At 62.5% G+C, this 1,588-nt stretch carries 3 protein-coding genes; all 3 read left to right on the top strand.

Annotated elements, in window-relative coordinates:
* The coding region (locus AAGI46_17150; protein MEM1013934.1) for a DNA topoisomerase VI subunit B at positions 1-786 on the top strand (786 nt) is incomplete at its 5' end.
* A gap of 12 nt (positions 787-798) precedes the next feature.
* A complete protein-coding gene (locus tag AAGI46_17145) occupies positions 799-1,221 on the top strand; it encodes a hypothetical protein (protein ID MEM1013933.1) in 423 nt (140 codons plus the stop codon).
* A 12-nt stretch (positions 1,222-1,233) separates the two neighbouring features.
* The coding region (locus tag AAGI46_17140) for a DNA topoisomerase VI (protein ID MEM1013932.1) at positions 1,234-1,588 on the top strand (355 nt) is incomplete at its 3' end.

The following is a 1,588-nucleotide window of genomic DNA, read 5'->3' as shown; positions in this document are numbered from 1 at the left end:
TACACGGCCAGCACCCGAAGCCCTGCCGTGTACCGCGGCAACCCGTTCCAGATCGAGGCTGCGATCGCGTACGGCGGCGACCTGCCCGGCGATCAGCAGGCACGCATCATCCGCTTCGCGAACCGCGTGCCGTTGCTCTATCAGCAGTCCGCGTGCTGCGCGTTCAAGAGCGTCGTCGAGACCGGCTGGAAGAACTACGGCCTCTCCCAGCCCCGCGGCGGCGCCCCCGTCGGCCCGCTCGTCGTCATGATCCACATGGCCAGCGTCTGGGTGCCCTTCACGAGCGAGAGCAAGGAAGCCATCGCCGACTACGACGAGATCCGCAAGGAGATGACGCTCGCGCTCAAGGAGTGCGGCCGAAAGCTCGGGGCGTACATCCGCCGCCGCCAACGCATGAAGCGTGAGGGTGAACGCCGCGACGTCTTCGAACGCTACATCGGCGAGATCGCCAAGAGCTGCACCGCGCTGACCGGCGTCGATACCGCCGAGCTGTACGAGTCGCTCATGAAGCAGGCGAAACGCCGGACCGAGATCGCCGACGCCAAGCTCGACGAGGAGGGCAAGTTCATCAAGGACGACGACGGCCGACTCGCCAAGGACGACGACGTGATCATCGTCCGCGACGGCCAGATCGCGAACCCGAAGGACGAGCCGGAATCGGAGGCAGAGGCCAAGCCCGCGAAGCGATCTACGCCGGCGTCGGGCAAGAAGACGGCGAAGAAGAAGGTCGTCAAGAAGGTGAAGAAGAAGCGGTCGCCGGCGAAGGCCGGGTTGTTTGAGGGCTAACTCGGTCTTGAGATGAGCATGGCGTTCAAATGCGAGTTCACACTGACTGACTACCGCGAGACCTCGCTGCGCTATGTCGCCCGCCTCGGTAATCCAGACTGGCTCGTTGTGACGGGCACCATGAAGACTCCAACGACGCAGTGGACATTTGCCGACGAATGCTGGCAACGACAAGACCTGAAGCACCTCGCCAAGTTCTTCAGACCGCACAAACTGCCGGCGATCGGTACGACCCTCGACTTCTTGGAGCCGTGTACGAGGTTTGTGTTGGCCGACGTCGAGGATGACTATGCGTGGATCGAGTGTGGATTCAACTACGAGTGCCAACCTCCCGGGCTGCCGTTCGACACATGGTGGAGCACAAAGCTGCGTGTACCTTTGAGTGATCTAGAAAGCATCCACAAAGAGCTATCAGAAGCTTGCAAGCGAGTTTGAAGGAAAGCTGTCATGGCCAAGAAACGAACCACCAAGAAGACCCCCGGCCGCAAGAAGGTCACAACCAAAGCTCCCAAGTCCAAATCCGTCGCCGAACGCGACGAGCGGACCGCCGAGCGTCTCACCACCCTCGCCGACGGCATCGTCAAGAGCGCGATGTCGGGCCGTGAGCCCAAGGTCGAGGTCCCCACGCGTTCCGCCGGCAACACCAGGTGGAACAAGTCCCGCGGCATCCTCCAGATGGGATCGGGCACGCAGGAACGCCAGCTCTTCAATCTCGGCCAGGCACGCAAGTTCATGCAGACCCTGCTCCACGGCGAGGGCATCAAGGACCTGATCGCCCAGGGCAAGACCACCAGTCTCCGCG

Source organism: Planctomycetota bacterium (assembly GCA_038746835.1).
GTDB lineage: Bacteria > Planctomycetota > Phycisphaerae > Tepidisphaerales > Tepidisphaeraceae > JBCDKH01.
The sequence above is the reverse complement of the archived record's forward strand: the minus strand, read 5'-3'. Positions and strand labels throughout refer to the sequence as shown.

Excerpts from the sequence above, each read along its gene's own strand:
- AAGI46_17145 (MEM1013933.1), top strand. The coding sequence starts at position 799 with ATGAGCATGGCGTTCAAATGCGAGTTCACACTGACTGACTACCGCGAG.